The sequence below is a fragment of the Oceanobacillus sp. MO10714A genome, from assembly GCF_037072045.1.
Classification (GTDB): domain Bacteria; phylum Bacillota; class Bacilli; order Bacillales; family Amphibacillaceae; genus Oceanobacillus; species Oceanobacillus indicireducens.
Genome location: NZ_JAXHDC010000058.1, coordinates 1 through 16,026, shown reverse-complemented (window position 1 = coordinate 16,026; position 16,026 = coordinate 1). Strand labels below are relative to the sequence as shown.

Annotated in this window: 16 protein-coding genes; 4 read left to right on the top strand and 12 right to left on the bottom strand. The window is 34.7% G+C overall.

Annotated elements, in window-relative coordinates:
* The 6 genes from SPD53_RS17825 to SPD53_RS17805 form a co-directional block, all read right to left on the bottom strand.
* On the bottom strand, window positions 1-460 hold a 460-nt coding region (locus tag SPD53_RS17825), incomplete at its 3' end, for an Abi family protein (RefSeq protein WP_336253369.1).
* A gap of 388 nt (window positions 461-848) precedes the next feature.
* Window positions 849-1,988 (bottom strand): hypothetical protein, encoded by a 1,140-nt coding sequence (locus SPD53_RS17820; RefSeq protein WP_336253368.1) that lies wholly within the window; start codon window positions 1,986-1,988, stop codon window positions 849-851.
* A gap of 254 nt (window positions 1,989-2,242) precedes the next feature.
* On the bottom strand, window positions 2,243-2,530 hold the full coding sequence (locus tag SPD53_RS17815; protein ID WP_336253367.1) for an SDR family NAD(P)-dependent oxidoreductase: 288 nt from the start codon (window positions 2,528-2,530) through the stop codon (window positions 2,243-2,245).
* A gap of 118 nt (window positions 2,531-2,648) precedes the next feature.
* Window positions 2,649-2,867 carry an abortive infection family protein gene (locus SPD53_RS19945; RefSeq protein WP_442946236.1) on the bottom strand — a complete coding sequence of 73 codons (219 nt, stop codon included), beginning with the start codon at window positions 2,865-2,867 and terminating at the stop codon, window positions 2,649-2,651.
* A 78-nt stretch (window positions 2,868-2,945) separates the two neighbouring features.
* On the bottom strand, window positions 2,946-3,992 hold the full coding sequence (locus SPD53_RS17810; protein WP_336253370.1) for an ATP-dependent nuclease: 1,047 nt from the start codon (window positions 3,990-3,992) through the stop codon (window positions 2,946-2,948).
* A gap of 425 nt (window positions 3,993-4,417) precedes the next feature.
* The gene (locus SPD53_RS17805; RefSeq protein ID WP_336253366.1) at window positions 4,418-5,203 is read right to left on the bottom strand and encodes a DUF3891 family protein; all 786 of its coding nucleotides are present in this window, start codon (window positions 5,201-5,203) and stop codon (window positions 4,418-4,420) included.
* Window positions 5,204-5,889: 686 nt separating this feature from the next.
* On the opposite strand from SPD53_RS17805, the gene SPD53_RS17800 reads away from it, so the two are divergent.
* Window positions 5,890-6,066 (top strand): hypothetical protein, encoded by a 177-nt coding sequence (locus tag SPD53_RS17800; protein ID WP_336253365.1) that lies wholly within the window; start codon window positions 5,890-5,892, stop codon window positions 6,064-6,066.
* Here SPD53_RS17800 and SPD53_RS17795 read toward each other — a convergent pair whose 3' ends face one another.
* The 3 genes from SPD53_RS17795 to SPD53_RS17785 all read right to left on the bottom strand — a co-directional run bounded on the left by SPD53_RS17795 (window position 6,067) and on the right by SPD53_RS17785 (window position 8,065).
* Window positions 6,067-6,243: a hypothetical protein gene (locus SPD53_RS17795; protein ID WP_336253364.1), complete on the bottom strand. Its 177-nt coding sequence runs from the start codon at window positions 6,241-6,243 to the stop codon at window positions 6,067-6,069.
* Window positions 6,244-6,301: 58 nt separating this feature from the next.
* Window positions 6,302-7,006 carry a hypothetical protein gene (locus SPD53_RS17790; RefSeq protein ID WP_336253363.1) on the bottom strand — a complete coding sequence of 235 codons (705 nt, stop codon included), beginning with the start codon at window positions 7,004-7,006 and terminating at the stop codon, window positions 6,302-6,304.
* Window positions 7,007-7,879: 873 nt separating this feature from the next.
* The gene (locus tag SPD53_RS17785; RefSeq protein ID WP_336253362.1) at window positions 7,880-8,065 is read right to left on the bottom strand and encodes a DUF7713 domain-containing protein; all 186 of its coding nucleotides are present in this window, start codon (window positions 8,063-8,065) and stop codon (window positions 7,880-7,882) included.
* 457 nt (window positions 8,066-8,522) lie between these two features.
* Between SPD53_RS17785 and SPD53_RS17780 the strand changes: the two genes are divergently transcribed.
* The 3 genes from SPD53_RS17780 (at window position 8,523) to SPD53_RS17770 (ending at window position 12,298) form a co-directional block, all read left to right on the top strand.
* A complete protein-coding gene (locus tag SPD53_RS17780) occupies window positions 8,523-9,863 on the top strand; it encodes a reverse transcriptase/maturase family protein (RefSeq protein ID WP_336253361.1) in 1,341 nt (446 codons plus the stop codon).
* Window positions 9,864-10,236: 373 nt separating this feature from the next.
* Window positions 10,237-11,196 carry a hypothetical protein gene (locus SPD53_RS17775; RefSeq protein WP_336253360.1) on the top strand — a complete coding sequence of 320 codons (960 nt, stop codon included), beginning with the start codon at window positions 10,237-10,239 and terminating at the stop codon, window positions 11,194-11,196.
* Window positions 11,186-12,298, top strand: a complete 1,113-nt coding sequence (locus SPD53_RS17770; protein ID WP_336253359.1) for a hypothetical protein — start codon at window positions 11,186-11,188, stop codon at window positions 12,296-12,298. Before SPD53_RS17775 ends, SPD53_RS17770 begins: the two co-directional genes overlap by 11 nt.
* Before the next feature lie 617 nt (window positions 12,299-12,915).
* Here SPD53_RS17770 and tnpC read toward each other — a convergent pair.
* The 3 genes from tnpC to tnpA form a co-directional block, all read right to left on the bottom strand.
* A complete protein-coding gene (gene tnpC, locus SPD53_RS17765; protein WP_442946235.1) occupies window positions 12,916-14,493 on the bottom strand; it encodes an IS66 family transposase in 1,578 nt (525 codons plus the stop codon).
* Between the two features lie 676 nt (window positions 14,494-15,169).
* Window positions 15,170-15,538, bottom strand: a complete 369-nt coding sequence (tnpB, locus tag SPD53_RS19940) for an IS66 family insertion sequence element accessory protein TnpB (RefSeq protein WP_442946234.1) — start codon at window positions 15,536-15,538, stop codon at window positions 15,170-15,172.
* Complete coding sequence (tnpA, locus tag SPD53_RS17760; RefSeq protein WP_336253357.1) at window positions 15,532-15,858, bottom strand: IS66 family insertion sequence element accessory protein TnpA; 327 nt, start codon at window positions 15,856-15,858, stop codon at window positions 15,532-15,534. Before tnpA ends, tnpB begins: the two co-directional genes overlap by 7 nt.
* Window positions 15,859-16,026 lie beyond the last annotated feature (168 nt).

Sequence of the window (16,026 nt, the reverse complement as noted above, 5' to 3'; positions counted from 1 at the left end):
GATTTTTATGATATTTTACATATAAGCCATAGTTATAATGACTCGCCTTATTTAAGGCTTTCATATAATCTTCGATAGATCTATTGTCATGTTTTAAATAATCAGTAACAATACTATAACCATCTTCAGTAGGGTCATTAGTTATATCCGTAAGAATCTGTGTTTTAACTGTATGTTCTATATCTAGACACATTTGTAACACTAAATAGCGCAACCGCATATCGATAGTTGCAAGATCTTGCAATAGTTTAAAATCTAAGTTCACGTACTTATCATATTTATTCTTTTCAAAGTTCTTTCTATAAGCGGTAATTTTATAAAAATAATTTGATGTTTGAAGAATCTCCTTAGCTTCATCTTTAGTTATTAGATTAAACTTAATGTTTTTTTCTTCTAAGTGTTCAATCATCTCACCAAAGCTTAATTTTCTCTTCAAAATTTCAAGTGTACTTTGTCCCATTCACTCCTCCCCCCTTGAATGTGAAGTAGTCTGTATATATCATATATTAAGAAGGTATAAATGAGAAGTAATTTACTACCCAGCAAGCAATATTCATTTTTCCTCACTGTACTATTAGTCTATCAAAATAAGAAACTACTTAGAAGTTGGGATTGTAGTTCACATAGTTCTTAGTAGTGATTGATCGTCTTATTCATCATTCATATTTACTCCTCTTTAGCGGTGAAAGATTCCGATATAAATAATCATTATTACAGCAATAATTTGAGCCAGCAAGTGGCATACATTTTTTAATCGGGTTGTGAGATTAAGATGAGCCTGATTCATTATTCTCCTATATAAATTGCAGTTACGCTTCTTTTAATAATCTGATTGTAATGCTATCTTTCTAATCATCAAATCCCATTTCTGACTTACGTTTAATCTTGGAGGCTGATTTAAGCATGCCAGATGCATTTACTCTTTCAAATCTAATATCCTTATCATATTCTTTGCTAAGGTCACCGGCAGATTCGTATAATTTTTTTGACCTTCCATATTGTTCCTCTGTATAACAAATAAGCACAAACACACCGAATTCAGCATGGTCTGTCTTTAGATAAGTTGGTAACTGATAGTTAATTCCATCGGTATACCTTTGATGATTACCAAGTTTCAATTCAATTAATGCCCTGTGCTCTTTTCCTTCAGAAAAGTAAAAGTCAACTTTTCCTCTTCCAGTATCAACTTCCGGATTTATCACTATATTAGTATTTTCAAGGTATAAATTCGCAATGATATAAAATAACACCTGTACCCCATTTTCATTAACTGTACCATCTGAAGTATTTAGGATTGCATGACCCTTTTTATGTTCAACCATATGTTTAAATTTTTTCACCGTGCTAATTACTGTATTTTTGAATGTGCCTGTAAAATCTTCCTCATTTCGATTAGCTGTAGAAGCACTACTAATGCTTTGTTTTAAATACTCGTACTCATTTTTTATATCGTCAGGCATTAGCTCTTTATAGTAATCCAAATCAATGTGAAAAAAACTTGTGACTATTCCTGGTCTCTCCTTATATATTTCAAATATTTTACCGACTTCTAAGAAATCGATATCTTCAAAAATAATACCTATTACATCATATGGTGTATGAATATTTCTGAGAACTTTCACAGCGTCAAGGTCAAAGTATTCTAGCTTTTTCACAACTTCATCAGTTAATTGTTTTAAAATTATATCGTCTAAATTAAAGCCATCATCTGATGAATCATACACAAAATAAAGAACATGATATAAAACATATTCATCTAATGGAGTTAACTGATGTTGAAAATCATCCCGAATATTTTTATGTAATGTATTAAGCTTATTCATCCCATAAACATGATCTTCCTGTTTATGTATTGGAAAAACAGTTGCATAGATTTCGTCATAATGAAGGTTACTACCAACCTCCATAAAAAAGGTAAATATTTCATCAAGAAGGTTGTTAATTATTATTTTAAAATCCCTTGAATATCCATCACTAAAATCAATCATACCGATACCTCCATTTATTTGATTTTCTATCTCAGAACAAAAAAGGCCTTCCACATAGTGCAGGACTGACCCCAATACTGCTATTTTTACTTTTTATTTAAAATATTCCCTGTTAATTTTTCTGCAATACTCGGAAGTAGATTGGATAAAATACTTATCACATTCACCCACATAGGTAAATTTAACTCCTGCCTTTAATGTGCCATGAGTTTAACTAATTGATCTGCAACGTAATCAGGTTTAAGCATATATTTTTACATCTTTAACGTAGTTCCCTCATTTATACGCAATATCAAAAAACTAGTTTCTAACGGGCTCAGGCTCGCCGCTGATACATTAACATTGGTTTCAAGTTCCATACGTAGGCTATTTATAAAACTTAATACCGCTTGTATAATTGCTGCATAACTATTTGATTTAGGTGTTGCTAATTCCCTTATTTTAGAGGGAACATTTATAATATAATCACTATTCTTTTCAGTCATCGAAGGCAATACAGTTTTTGTAATCGCCATTCCCTCAAATACATTTACTTCGCACATTTTATAATATCTTCAGGCTTAGCTTCATTAAAAGCATCAAATATTACAAATCCAGCATTATTTAAAGAATATCAGTAAACGCGCTCGGCGCTGCCCCCTAGGTCTCTTTATATCATTGCTATCTATCAATAAACATTTTATATGTATCCCAAGTAAAGTGTACAATAGTCAGAGAGGCATTCATTGCTAATTTTGCATATCGTACAGGTAACTCTTTGTAATTTTGTCCCTTTCCGTGACCATCACCCTTATCGTTTCTAAGGGAATTTAGACCATCAACAACTTGAATAAAACTACTTAATATTTTTCTAACATCGTTATTGTTCCTCGCTGATATATTTTCTTAGGGATCTAAATTTGTAAGCGTCAAATAGTCCCCACTTTCTAGAGATTGATGGATCATGAGATAATCTCCTTAGAAAAAATTCTCGATAACACCTTTTGCAAAAAATAAATTTGCCTTTGTAGCATCTAAGAACCTATCTAGAAACTTATAATCATCTTTTTCCAACAGGGTGTTATCGTGATTCATTGAATAGGCGCTATTTTTATAAATAACATTTAAGTGCTTCAAACTGACAGATGCAGCAAGTGTAGGGCTATGTGTAGTTAAAATATATTGAGCGGATTTATTCTTTCTTAAGGCTTGTTCAAACTCTTTTATGACCCGCAACTGAGCTTGTGGGTGTAGATGAGCTTCTATTTCTTCAATGAGAGTCAATTTAGGACCGATTTCTCTTTCTGATCTAAGTGCAATTAACTCCAATGCCATAAATAAAACATTTGAACTACCTAATCCACTATATTGATCAGAAAGTTGTAGCCGAAGTCGCCGTAAAACTTCTTTAAAAGTTAGATTTTTCGATTCTATTTCAGGAACTCTATCATCAGTCACAGATAAAAATTTTCTTAATCTCTTCTCAATTTCTTCTAACACAGGGGCTTGGAGTTGCTTTTCAAGACCTTGAAAAGCATCTATAAAAAGACTTTTAATTTCATCCTGTTTTTCCTCACCTTGGAATTCTGGTAAATTTTCAATAATTTTAGCCAATCTTGATCGATATCCTGGTTGTAATTCGTTGTTTGCATCTCTTAGAGGTTTCAAATAAGTTGTTCGCAAGTAATTAAGTGCTTCACTAGGTAAGGTCTGTTCAAATCCCTCTGGTCCAGCCATAAGTATTTTGTCAATTCTTTCTTCACCATTTATATCTATATATAAATTGGCAGTCAATAAAATACGTAATGTTGTATCTTGGTCTTCCCCACTAGGAAAGGATGACCATTCCAGAAAATATGGCTTTTCTTTTTCTGTTAAACCTTCAAAGAAACATTCAATTTTTAATTCATTTGTCCCTGGTGAAAAATCTTCTTCTGTAACCCAATTTATATCATTGTTATTGGTACCAAGTGCTATGCGAATTGCGTCAACAATCGCGGTTTTTCCTGAGTCATTTTGTCCAATTAATATATTAATCCTTCTTTAAAAGTAACTTCTATTCCTGGGTTATATTCACTACTTTGAAACTTTCTCCAATTCCACAGTCGCAATTTCTTTAGATACAAATTATTCACTCCTGTTCATACTAAAGTTGGTCGTTTAATAGCTAGTATAGCAAATATGCGGATTGTGGGCGATTATGGGTGAAGGAGTGATTTGCTCCGAAATAAACAGTTTAAAGGTAGGCTTATATTTGGTAAGTAAAAAATGTATGAAAAAGTCCCAATTCGACAGACTAATTCGAATGCTGCCTGGCAATCCACTCGCGCAACTTCCGTCTGGCTATCTTTCCCATACCTTCATCTTAAACTGTACTTTTTTCATTCAATCTATAGTATAGAGATGATATAGAACTCTCATCTTATTCAATGAAGGATTTATCAAGTTAATTATCGCACAAGATTGGCATCCCCACTCCCCTCAACCTTCACCCTAAATTTCTCCTCCACTGCCTCCTGATAACTAACCCTTACACCCTGCTCAGCTATTATATCTTTTGCAACTTTTTTAAACGGAATCGAAAGCGTGAACGATTCTTGGAAAAGGGATTTCCCGCTAACTATGGTTTGTTTATCAAACCATTCCAGATGAAGTCTTTCACCAAATTGCTTTTCAAAGCGCCTTGGCAACCGAATTCCATTTTTGAAAAAATAATGGCTCTCTTCCTTCCCTGCCCCCGGTTTATTTAAGCAAAGAAACAAAGAAAGATTATCAGCGAATCGGAGCAGATCAAAATGGAAAGTTACCAATTCATCATCCACCCCTAATTTATCCTGGATGGATTGTTGTCTGTTTTTCTCGTTTTCAACAAACTGAGTGGCTTCTGGAGAAGATTCAGAGCCAAGGAAATGTACATAATGTTTGCTGCACAACAGTCCTGCATAAAGGTCTTCTTTTGCAACCTCATCAATTCCATGTTTATATAAAACTGTTTTAATCCGATTTGGGTAATCAATAAAGCTATAGGGGGATTGTTTTTCATCGTTCCAGAGCGGTTCTGCATCAAAGTTTCTCCAACCGACGTCATGCATCTTGATCGCATAAAACACCGAACGCTGCCAATCGTCGTCGGGGAGTAATTCCTTCTTCAGATTTCTGGTCATTTGTTCTGAGATGATGGCATGGGTGTGCTGGCGAATCATTACAAAGTTATTATTCTGTTCTTGGATAATCATGTTCGTCCTCCTATCCATATTGATTAATTCTAGTATAGGACATACTGCAAAAAGAAGAAATATATCTGATAGGATGGATTAAATGATAATCTCCTTATAAAAACAACGGAGATTATACTGGAATAATGTGGACAAAAGAATAAAATGGAAAACCAGATACGATGTTTGTAATATAAGCGGCTGAGCATTGCTGAATGGGCTGTAACCAGGATATTAAAAGACACCAAAAAAGCTAGGGAAAGTTTAATTTAAATATCAATTATCCTAGCTTTTATCTATTCGATCTTATCTCATATTTCGAAGCACACGATATCACTGCAAATAATTCTACCGTCTGCGATTATTGCCATAAAGGTATTCGACATTCGAAATTTACTCGAATCCACCAATGTGGATGAGATTTTTCATTAACATAAACACCCCAAATAATAGGCTTTAGTTCATTTTCAAGTAGTGAATAAAATTTATTTTAATATTCACACTTTCCCCACCCATCAATCAATGGCATAACTGCATCTGAATTTTTACGAACCATGTTCCTCTTGTGAAGGGCATTTCAGTTGTAAAACAAAGGGCTAAAGAAGAGTCGCTTGATGTGTTTCAAAATAAGGTTACTCAACTTCTAGAATAATAACCACCAAACCTTCATATGATAATTATACCTGCTAATACAAGGATGGATACGGATGATGAATGATAAAAGAAAGTACATCGCGAGTCGTTACCTGCAACATAAGCCAGTGAACGAGAAAAACAAATTATTTAATGGTTATCATTTTCAAAAAGGAAAAAGGGTAGCTCGTCCATTCTCCTCCTTCTATCCCGAACCAAAGGATATACAAAAAAATTCCGTTGACAATTAATCAACGGAATTTTTCCTTATATCTTTGATCGTATAACTCATTGATGGATCTCGCTTTGCTCTTCACTTTTCCAGACTGCTTTCTCATACCATATCTTTGTAAAATTCTCCGTTCACGAGGAGACATTTTCTTCTGTTTATCTACGCTAATAATCTTATCTTCTTCCTTTACTCGCATAGGGACTCCTCCTTTTTATTTATTATACCACACATTCAAATCTGTAATTTCATCTTTATTACTTTTCAACCTTATCTAGTATATCATTCTCATTTAATAATTGAACCATGATAATCGTATCAAATAAGATCATTGCGTAGCCAAGAATACTCTCAAAAGTTTCTTGGTCATACATATCAAATGGTTGATCATATTCTCTACGAACTACCACGACAGCTTCGTCCGTATCTATCACTGGAACAATTCCGACAAGAATATTTTCTCCTCTTATTAACCGGTTAATATAAGCAGTTCTTGATTTAACACCCCCTTGTTGACTCAGTGATTTATAAAGTTTCCTTTCTTCTCTTCCTCTTAACCCAGATGGTTCTACAATATCAATTGTTAGAGCTAGTTTATTACTATACTCAAGCGTGTTAGCTTTATAACTGTCAGTAAGAAATCGCAATACCTCTTTCAGTTCAAAAAAACTATTAGCTAATAAATACCTAACATTTTCCGTGTGATTATGTAGCATTGTCGATGAATAAAGAAATTGATTAGCTATTTCTTTCTCTCTGATAGAATGAGAGTCGAATTCCATTTCCATTTCGGAGAACTTAATCCGTTTCAAAGGTAACATCGTTATAAAGTGAGCGAATAAGGTACCAAATATTATAATAATAATTGATGCAAGCATACCAATAAAAATTGGTCTAGCAAAATGTTCAGGAATCGTTGAAGGATTATTGAACATCGGATTATTTGTATAGTAGATATACATGTAAATACCAAAACCAATCGCACTAAGTATGATTATAGCCATTAAAATAAAATATATCTCCTGCCTTCGCTCACTAATCCAGTCGATAACACGTAGTATAAACTGAAAAAATCTATTTTTATGCATTTATATAACCATCCCTATGTTATTTTACGCTTACTTTTTTAGCTCTGTGATTTTAGATTCGAATAGCATGGATTAATCTCTTCTTCTCAGTCAAAAGTCAGCATTCATTCAATATATTAAGAATAGAGTAAGCTATTTAACAAAATTAGTCCAATGAGCAAATATATATTTTCGGTATCTCCCACACTTGAGCTTTTCAATTTCCTTTAGGACAAGCAGGTAAAGTAACTAGGTGGAATGAAAGGAATATTCAATTTCATACCTTTGGATAACGATTGTAATCGATAAAGAAAAGCAATTTCTCGTCAAAAAACAGCGCTTGAGCTGATGGAGAGTGCTTGTTCTAAATACGGTGCCAAGATGACAGGAAGGGAATCCGTGATGGAGCAGACTGGTTATAACGAAGAGTTCTCATCCAGGTCAGCATCCGTTTTGATTTTTATGCTTTTCCTACTCATGTGATTTAGGATCGTATTGTGTCTGGATTTTTGCGAATCACGTGCATCATGTGAAACGGGTTCCGACTGCGAAACAAAGGTAAAGAGAAATCGGTGGTTGTGTTTCGGAATGGACTTGAAGTTGAATTGAATGTTTAGCAGCATACTTTGGAGAGGCAACTGAGACGGACGGAGATGTGTAGATATTTGTTTACGAAGGGGGTACGAAAAATTTTGATGCAATTTTACACTATTCCACCTATTGTTCATCATACTTACACAAATTAAAATGGAACCCCCCATTGATTCATCACTCCAAATCATCCGTCATATCGAAAATTTCCATTCGGATCTGAAATCCCTCGTTACTCATCAACATTTTCCTTACTTCATTCCAAGAATAGGTTTTACCATCAATTACCGAAACTGGAATATCCCGGCCGTTTTCACTACCTCCATCACTGCCCCCTCTCTCAAGCCCCTTTATCCAATCCACCAACAATTCAGTGAAATCCTTTATAAAATCATAGTTATTGTTAGAGTAGTAGGAAATTTATAAACTACTAAACTAGAAAAATTTACCTATAAATGCTATAATATAATTTGCCTACTATTACTATGCTAGTAGAATACAATGTTTGAAACTGTCTAATATTATGAACTGAATCGAAATCAATTCGACCAAGTCTTGAGGAGAAGTTATATTGGTTATTAACGATATCGTTAACAACCAATCTAACCAGCAAGTGAGAAATGAAATCGTAATCTTATTCACTAAATCAACCTCCTTGTTATTGACATTAATAATCACATTGTACCTGAAGAGTTGACATCCCCTGGTGGCCTGCATGTAAAAACAGCCAATAATGCGAGGCCTATGGCACCGTGTGCAAAAGGAACTATCGTCAGAGACCAGGTCTGCAGTTCCTTTCGCTCCAAAAAGAGGTGTAGATATGTTCAATCCTAAAAAATATAAAACAAAAGGTTATATGCATTTTGATCATAGAATAAATATTGAAAAAGTAGAAAGCTATGTTACGGACCAAGATAAAGTCGCTAAACATAGCTTTTTGCCATTTATATTTTATATATCATCCTTTGATAAATATATTGGAAAACCCAATCCCACTAAGAATAATCACCCAATTGCCGATAAGGAACGCGAGATTATGTATGCAGGACATCTCGATGGCTTTATTTATAAATATTACGCTGAACAACTCAATACTAGATATAATATTATCACTGATAAACACAAGATAGACGAGTGCTCAACAGCTTATAGAAATAACAAAAAAAGACATTCCAATATTGAATTCGCGGCTGAAGTAATTAATACCACCGTAAACTACGAGGAAGCATATATTTTAGTCGGAGATTTTACTAAGTTTTTCAATAAAATAAATCACCGATTATTGAAAGAACTCCTGATAGAAGTATTAGATGTAAATAAATTAAGTGATGATTGGTACAATATTTATCGTTCCATTACTAAGTATGGGTATTATGAAAAATCCTTTTTACAAACCATACCTGAAATAGTAAACCGAATTAATAACAAAAAGCACAAGAGCTACTTTAAGAATCTGAGGGAATTCCGTAAATTTCAACGTATGCACCCATGCAAGTATAACCGCGAGAAGTGTGGCATCCCTCAAGGAAGCGCAATCAGCGTAGTATTTGCAAATATTTATGCATTGTACTTTGACATTGCAATGAGGGAGCTTTCGCAGCAATACGATGGTATTTATAGAAGATATTCAGATGACTTCATCATAGTAATCCCAAAGAAGTCCAAGAACGGAACTACTTCAATAAATGAATTTAAAGAAATAGAAAAGAAAATTAGGGATATCTCAGATAAGAATAAAATTGAGTTACAAGAAAGCAAAACCGAGTTATTGGCTTATCGGAATAAACAAATATATCGAATGAACGATTCCGAAAAACATCATCTAGATTATCTTGGCTTTATATTTGATGGTCAAACTGTAAAAATGAGAGGCAAAAGCCCATACAAATTTTACAGAGAAGCATATAAGTTAATTGATTATGCCAAGAAAATTAAATATAAAAAGAACCTATCAAAATTACCCTATAGGAAACAAATCTACGGCTTATATACAGACCTCGGGATTGACCGGGGGGAACATGGTAATTTTATTACATATGCAAAAAGAGCTCAAAAAAAGTTCGATGAGATATCACCGAACACGACTAACCTAATGATGAATCAAATTAAAAATAGAAAGAAAAAGATTGAGAAGCGTTTAGGGGTGAGGATCCATGTGTAAATTCTAAACATGGGCACAGGAACTCTAAAACCCTAGTCTGGGATTTTGAAAACAGTTTGCAATACATCAAAGACAATGGGTGTCAAGTATCCAAAAGTCAGGAGATTTTATAATCAAATCGTTCTTTAATCTCTCCCCTCAGATGGTGTGTACAATTGACTAGTAATGCTAATCACACCAATTTTCTAGTGGTAAGGACGAGGGCCGCTTGTATTGTTGCTTAGGTACTTCTTATATGTATTTTGGTAAAAAGCCTTGTATTCCGAATCGTTGGCGGATCTTATCAGCTGCTTAAATCAAATAATATTTAAGATACTTTTTGCCAGTATGCATTCGTTTGGTGTAAAAGACAAAAAAATTTTAATTTATATAATTGAATGGAAGTGTTGAATTGGAAATTAAAGTTTTTGATATCGCTGAAAGTAGTATTCGAGAAGAAACATTAAAGCCGATTGATATTGAGAATATAAAAAAAGTATTCAATAAAATATTTTCCCCGCAAAATAGTGATCATTTAAAAATTGATTGCTATGCAAACGAAAGCTCGATTCTTAGTCAGTATCACAATGATGGAAAATCTTTCAGCATGGATAGATTTGCAGAAGAGTTAAGATTAGCTGAATTAAAAGGTGATGGTACACGAAATAAACAAATTACCGAGGGGAATTTGTTTATAAAAAAGGAAACTAACCGATTAATTTTATTGAAGCTTGAAAATATAGAAGTTATTGATAAAGAAAAAAATTATGAGATGAGAACATCATTTTCGACTGAGTCTAATTACTATAAGGGATGTATTTTAGGAAATGATTTAAAAAGTATAACTATTATTGATAAAAATAAGTCTGTAGCGAAATACTGGAGAGAAGGTTTTTTAAACCTATCTCTAAATAGAGATGAGTATCAAAATTCAAAGGAATTAATCGAGTTATTAAAGGAAGACGAATTATTCACACAGGAACTGAAAGTAAAAGATAATTTTCAAGAAATCAAAAATAAAACAGAAGATTTTATTTTCCAGACAGACTCGTTTGATAAATTGAATTTGGCTGATATTTTACGAAGTGAAAAATTAATTGAACAAGTAAATTTAAACGAAATCTACTCAGACAAATCTAAAAAATTGGATACAGAATTTTTAATATCAAAAAGAGCAATAAAGGAAGATTACAACAAAACTATTTATGTATCTGATGAAACTAAAATACAGACAGAAAACTATGTCAAACTATTTAGAAGGCAAGGAATAGAGTATAAAGATGGAAAGATAATATTATCAGTTGATGATGATTTTATCAGTAAGTTACCTAGGGAGTTAAAAAGTGGAAATTAAAGGGAGCTTTATAAATACCTCTTTTCAATTTGATGATGGATACCCAGAAATTTTGGATAGTTTTACTGAAGAGAATGAACTATTTAATCATCCTAATCTACTATTTTTAGAAGAAAAGTATATAAATGAGTGTAGTCGGTTTTCAAAGATTATTGATAAATTTAAAGTAAAGAGATTTGACAGTAATTTATTAATTTATAAAAATAATCAGTTTGAAAAGTTAAATAATTTTAGTAAAGAGGTTGAGTTATTTGATCAAGTTATTGCAGAGAATAATATTAATGGACTACAGAAACAGGACTTGAGCATTTCTGTTAAACATTTTGAAGAATACAATAAGTCTAAGAAAGTTGAATTCATTCAATATCTTTATATTTTATTATTTTTATCTAACATTACAGAATATGAGGATAACCATTTTACTTTTAAAGTTGAAATGGAAGAAAAAGAAACTACTACTAAAAAAATATCATTTGATGAGTTTCAGGCTTTTAATTTAGTAAAAACTTATTCTTGGATTGTCAATAGTAAAGAAAACTTGCGAACAAGATTAAAAATAATACGGGAAATTATTGTTAGGAAAAAATCGTTTGATTTATCAGAAGGCGACTTGTATAAGGCAAAATCAGCTTTTAATCGAATTATTAAAGAAGAGACAGATAAATACTTTACACAGGTAAATATGTTGAAAGATGATTTTCTCAAGTTAAGCGAACGGAAACAAAAAAGTTATCAATCATTGCATCTAAAATTTCTTGGTTGGGGTTCTTCTATAGCTTTATTCATATATGGCGAAGTGCGAAAAAAGGAAAGTGATAATTTATTAAATAAGTTATTTTTCTCCACAACAGAGAAAGGGATCTTATTTTTAGTTATATTTATCCTCTCTTTAGTAATCATTTGGTTAATTTTTGTAAAAGAAATGGCTGAAAATAAGGCAGAATATCAAAAAATAAAAGAATTTTATACTAATCAATTATTCTTTGAAGAAAAGGATTTTTCGGAGTTTATAAAGTCCCCTAAAATACCTTGTTTATACAAATTCCTTTTTTCTTTTCTTTTGGTAGCTTTGGCACTCAGATTATTTGTTTTTTTGATTTAACTGAAGAAGGAAATAGGTTAGGTCTATCTCTGGCATCTTTTTGTTCCACTTAATACACAATTTTGATCCACCGTTGCCAAGACAGTTCCAGTAAGTTTAATCCTATATATATAGCAACATCCCCACCATCCTTGACTTTGTTTGTGTGCGTGGTAGTGGGTATTGATAGCGGATGGCGAAAAACCAGCCTTTAGAGCTCCATCCGCATCAGAGCGTACCACGGACAATCACTTCTAAGTTCCGCTGGCGGAGCCCCGCCCCCCTTCCAGCGCTCACTAAGAATTGGCACAGCGGTAAAGGGCAAGCAGCTAAAGCTGTGGTTAAGATAGTGTTGTTTCTAAGCAAGTGGATCACCTTGGTCATAGCTGGATCATTTTCTTGTCTCAGGTGGACCAAAAAGATGGCACAACGTAAACCCGTAATCAAACAACGCATACAAAAATGGAGCACCTCTTGCTAAGATAGAAATATCAATTGAAGGAGGTGCTTTTCTATGCCACACGAAGAACTAATCATCGTCCCCGTAACACTCCATCCTGAAAAAGAAGAATCTACGCCTGCGACGTAAGCGTCAAATAAAGCCCACCTATTTTTTGAGGTGGGCTTTGGTGTATGCTTTATTTAGCTTTAATAGGAATGCGACATTTCACTGGGATTGTTGTTGACCAAGGAAGGAATTGATTTAATTTCTCTTTATCAGCCATATCCATATTTGGCAGCTCTTCAAATAAATATTTAAGGTAATTAAATGGGTTCAATGCGTTTTCCTTCGCCGTTTCCACTATACTGTAAATGATTGCGCTGGACTTGGCTCCCTTTGCGGTATTGCTAAAAATCCAGTTCTTTCTTCCAATCACAAACGGTTTAATTGATCTTTCCGCACGGTTGTTATCTATTTCTAAACGACCGTCCTTTAAAAAAGCATCTAAACGTCCCCATTGGTTACGGCAATATTTAATGGCTTGTCCCAGTGCGCTTTTTGGCACTACTCGTGGAGTTTGTTCTTGAAGCCATGCTGAAAAAGCCTCCAAAACGGGTTGGCTGTGTTCTAAACGCTGTTTATAACGCTCATCCGGACTAATGTCCTTTAATTTGCGTTCTATTTTAAAGAGTTCGTTACAGAACTCCAAACCTTCTTTAGCCTTGACTGCAGAATTACTCGCAGATTCAGGAAGTGCTTTTAATGCATCTGTAAATTTGCGGCGGGCGTGAGCCCAACATCCAACCAACTTTAAATGGGGAATACCGTTATATCCTGCATATCCATCGACATGCAGATATCCCGTGAATCCTTCTAAAAATCGACGTGGATGTTTGCTTGCACGGGTTTGTTGATAATCGTACAGTACAATTGGGATATCCGTATGTCCTGAACGATACAACCACATGTAGGACTTCGAGGTTGCGGCACGTTCTGATTCCCGCAAAACTTGTAAAGTGGTCTCATCCGCATGCAATGCGTCTAGTTCCAATAATTTGGTATGCATCGCATTGTAGATTGGTTCTAGCCAAGTACTTGCACCTTGTACCATCCAATTAGCCATTGTCTGACGTGAAATGGATAATCCAAATCGCTCAAAGTACTTTTCTTGGCGATATAGAGGTAATCCTTCCACGTATTTTTGGGACATAATAAATGCTACCGCAGTTGGCGAGGCTAAGCTTCCTGGAAAAGCTGGTTTGGGCATCGGTGCAGTCACGATAGGCGTACTAATTTCGTTTTGTTCACAGTGACGACAACTATATACTTTTTGTACATGTTCCACCACTTTAACCTCGGCAGGAATGATTTTTAATTCTCTACGCACTTCCGTGCTCATTTCATGTAGCTTGCCGTGGCAACACAAACAGACCTGTTCCTCGACAGGGAGCTGATATTCAATCGTCTCCTTCGGCAGGTTTTCAAGTTGCTGGTCACGCTGACCTTTGCTCTTCTTGCGTTTATATGTAACAGTTTCAAACGTCGGTTCTTCCAACGTTGGGTTGGCTGTGTCTTCGGCTTCATTGAAAAGGGAGAGTTGATCTGGATTTGTTTTCTCACTTGAAGATCCAAATTGACGTTGTTGGCTTAACTTAAATTGCTCCTCGTACCATTTTAATTTTGCTTCCAACTCTTCTTTTTCCAATTCTAATTTTTCCGTACGCTCGATGTAATATTCAATTGTTTCTTTTGATTTTTCCATCGTTTTCTCCATAAAGTAAGTATACAAAATGGAACCCGTCTTGACTAGTCGGATCCCATATTTTCATTAATATATTATAGAATGGTTCGTGCTTTTACTTCTGGGTGTGCCTTTTTCTGATTAATTGGTAAACTGATTATTGCATTCAATTTGTACCACCTTTGCAGTTCTTTTTACCAATGTTTGCGGAGGAGTTTACCATACTTTGCGGAACCGATTACCATTAGCTCCCCTTTATTCCGGTAACAACATCGGATTAACACAGTTGTGCAATTTTTTAATTCTATTGTGATAAAAGAATGAACCAGTACACTCACTTGAATAAAACACTATTTTAACCACAGCTTTAGCTGCTTGCCCTTGACCGCCGTGCCACTTCTTAGTGATCGCTGGAAGGGGTCGGGGCCCCGCCAGCGGAACTTAGAAGTGATTGTCCGTGGTAAGCTATTGATGCGAATGAGCCGTAAAGGCTTTATTTCTGCCATTCGCCATCAAATCCACTACCACGGACACAAACAAGGTCAAGGGTGGTGGTATTGTTGCTAAATACTAGAGCGTGTATACTGGTTTTTCATTCGGCAATGGTGGATTGAAATTGTGTCCTGAGTGTTTAAAAACATGGGAAAAAGAGGGCTATGCTATGTCTTTCGTAATCATTGGTAAACTCTTCCGCAAAGACTGGTACATTTCATCGCAAAGCATGGTAAAAAGAACCGCACAGCTGGTAAAAATCGTCCGCAATACTCAGTAAACCATCCAATAGCCAACGGAGTTGGCGAGGGCTGATATCCACGGGTGCTGCCATATCCTTTTCACTCGATGGCCAGTGGAATGTTCCTTTTTCAAGCCGACGGTAATGAAGCCAGAAACCATTGTGTTCCCACTGGAGGATTTTCAGTTTGTCTCGCTTTCGGTTACAGAAAACGAATAAGCAAGGAGAAAAAGGATCGAGTTCGAAACATTCTTGCACAATGACTGCGAGTCCATCAATGGACTTACGTAGATCTGTACTGCCGCGCGCTAAATAAACGCGTTCAAAATGAGAGTTTGCTAGCATCGATTCCGTAGTAAATCCATAACATTGGATAATAATTCCATATCAGTTCCTTGTCGGACCTCGATAGACATGGAGTCAATATGAATTAGTACGGGATCGCCGGAATGAAAGTTTAATGGTTCTTCTTTCATGTCGACAGTCAGCCATTGCGTTTCTGATGTAGGGTGATCAGCTTTGTTATCGTTCAAGCTTCGAATCCAATAGTACATTTGGGACGGATTAACATCTTGTTCCCGGCACCATGCGGCTGCACTTAACCTACTAGCTTTCCAAGCATCGATTCTCGCTTTCCATTCTATTCTTTTTTCAGTACGTGTCATCGCATAACCTCCAAATCATTTTCTATGAAGATTATCACATGAATGAACTACAGTGAAAATGTGGGAACTATTTTACGCTTACGTTTAAAATATCTCAGATTCACGGTTATTTGTCGTTTCTATTTTTATTTTCCTCAGTTCGGGCTTACTCTGTTTTTTTGTGTTTAC